At 52.3% G+C, this 2,797-nt stretch carries 1 rRNA gene; it reads left to right on the forward strand.

Features of this window, described 5'->3' with window-relative positions:
• Positions 1-2,774, forward strand: a 23S ribosomal RNA gene (locus tag ABNX05_RS25940); the annotation flags it as partial.
• Positions 2,775-2,797: the final 23 nt, after the last annotated feature.

Consider the following 2,797-nt stretch of genomic DNA (forward strand, 5'->3'; position numbering starts at 1 on the left):
GACGTGAATACATAGCGTCTTGAAGGCAGACCCAGGGAACTGAAACATCTAAGTACCTGGAGGAAGAGAAAGAAAAATCGATTCCCTGAGTAGCGGCGAGCGAAACGGGAAGAGCCCAAACCAAGAGGCTTGCCTCTTGGGGTTGTAGGACACTCTATACGGAGTTACAAAAGAGCGAGTTAGATGAAGCGACTTGGAAAGGTCCGCCAGAGCAGGTAAAAGCCCTGTAGTCGAAAGTTCGTTCTCTCCTGAGTGGATCCTGAGTACGGCGGAACACGTGAAATTCCGTCGGAATCTGGGAGGACCATCTCCCAAGGCTAAATACTACCTAGTGACCGATAGTGAACCAGTACCGTGAGGGAAAGGTGAAAAGCACCCCGGAAGGGGAGTGAAAGAGATCCTGAAACCGTGTGCCTACAAGTAGTTAGAGCCCGTTAATGGGTGATAGCGTGCCTTTTGTAGAATGAACCGGCGAGTTACGATTACGTGCGAGGTTAAGCTTTAGAAGGCGGAGCCGCAGCGAAAGCGAGTCTGAATAGGGCGAATTAGTACGTGGTCGTAGACCCGAAACCAGGTGATCTACCCATGTCCAGGGTGAAGGTGAGGTAACACTTACTGGAGGCCCGAACCCACGCACGTTGAAAAGTGCGGGGATGAGGTGTGGGTAGCGGAGAAATTCCAATCGAACTTGGAGATAGCTGGTTCTCTCCGAAATAGCTTTAGGGCTAGCCTCGTGATGAGAATACTGGAGGTAGAGCACTGTTTGGACTAGGGGGCCATCCCGGTTTACCGAATTCAGACAAACTCCGAATGCCAGATATTTATACACGGGAGTCAGACTGCGAGTGATAAGATCCGTAGTCAAAAGGGAAACAGCCCAGACCACCAGCTAAGGTCCCAAAGTAATCGTTAAGTGGAAAAGGATGTGGCGTTGCACAGACAACCAGGATGTTGGCTTAGAAGCAGCCATCATTTAAAGAGTGCGTAATAGCTCACTGGTCGAGTGACGCTGCGCCGAAAATGTATCGGGGCTAAACGATTCACCGAAGCTGTGGATTGACATCTACGATGTCAGTGGTAGGAGAGCGTTCTAAGTGCGTTGAAGTCAGATCGGAAGGACTGGTGGAGCGCTTAGAAGTGAGAATGCCGGTATGAGTAGCGAAAGACGGGTGAGAATCCCGTCCACCGTATGACTAAGGTTTCCTGAGGAAGGCTCGTCCGCTCAGGGTTAGTCGGGACCTAAGCCGAGGCCGATAGGCGTAGGCGATGGACAACAGGTTGATATTCCTGTACCACCTCCTCACCGTTTGAGAAATGGGGGGACGCAGTAGGATAGGGTAAGCGCGCTGTTGGATATGCGCGTCCAAGCAGTAAGGCGTGTGTGTAGGCAAATCCGCACACTGTAACGTTGAGCTGTGATGGCGAGTCCGTATGGACGAAGTTCCTGATTTCACACTGCCAAGAAAAGCCTCTATCGAGGTGAGAGGTGCCCGTACCGCAAACCGACACAGGTAGTCGAGGAGAGAATCCTAAGGTGTGCGAGAGAACTCTCGTTAAGGAACTCGGCAAAATGACCCCGTAACTTCGGGAGAAGGGGTGCTCTTGAGCGTGCAAGCGCATGAGAGCCGCAGTGAATAGGCCCAGGCGACTGTTTAGCAAAAACACAGGTCTCTGCAAAACCGTAAGGTGACGTATAGGGGCTGACGCCTGCCCGGTGCTGGAAGGTTAAGAGGAGTGGTTAGCGCAAGCGAAGCTGCGAATTGAAGCCCCAGTAAACGGCGGCCGTAACTATAACGGTCCTAAGGTAGCGAAATTCCTTGTCGGGTAAGTTCCGACCCGCACGAAAGGCGTAACGATCTGGGCACTGTCTCAACGAGAGACTCGGTGAAATTATAGTACCTGTGAAGATGCAGGTTACCCGCGACAGGACGGAAAGACCCCGTGGAGCTTTACTGTAGCCTGATATTGAATTTTGGTACAACTTGTACAGGATAGGTAGGAGCCAGAGATCTCGGAGCGCCAGCTTCGAAGGAGGCGTCGGTGGGATACTACCCTGGTTGTATTGAAATTCTAACCCATGCCCCTTAGCGGGGCAGGAGACAGTGTCAGGCGGACAGTTTGACTGGGGCGGTCGCCTCCTAAAAGGTAACGGAGGCGCCCAAAGGTTCCCTCAGAATGGTTGGAAATCATTCGTAGAGTGTAAAGGCACAAGGGAGCTTGACTGCGAGACCTACAAGTCGAGCAGGGTCGAAAGACGGGCTTAGTGATCCGGTGGTTCCGCATGGAAGGGCCATCGCTCAACGGATAAAAGCTACCCCGGGGATAACAGGCTTATCTCCCCCAAGAGTCCACATCGACGGGGAGGTTTGGCACCTCGATGTCGGCTCATCGCATCCTGGGGCTGTAGTCGGTCCCAAGGGTTGGGCTGTTCGCCCATTAAAGCGGTACGCGAGCTGGGTTCAGAACGTCGTGAGACAGTTCGGTCCCTATCCGTCGTGGGCGTAGGAAATTTGAGAGGAGCTGTCCTTAGTACGAGAGGACCGGGATGGACACACCGCTGGTGTACCAGTTGTCTTGCCAAAGGCATCGCTGGGTAGCTATGTGTGGACGGGATAAGTGCTGAAAGCATCTAAGCATGAAGCCCCCCTCAAGATGAGATTTCCCATTACGCAAGTAAGTAAGATCCCTCAAAGACGATGAGGTAGATAGGTTCGAGGTGGAAGTGTGGTGACACATGGAGCTGACGAATACTAATCGATCGAGGACTTAACCAAAATGTTTGAAACATTCAATGCAC

The sequence above is a fragment of the Lysinibacillus zambalensis genome, assembly GCF_040183165.1.
GTDB classification, from domain to species: Bacteria; Bacillota; Bacilli; order Bacillales_A; family Planococcaceae; genus Lysinibacillus; species Lysinibacillus zambalensis.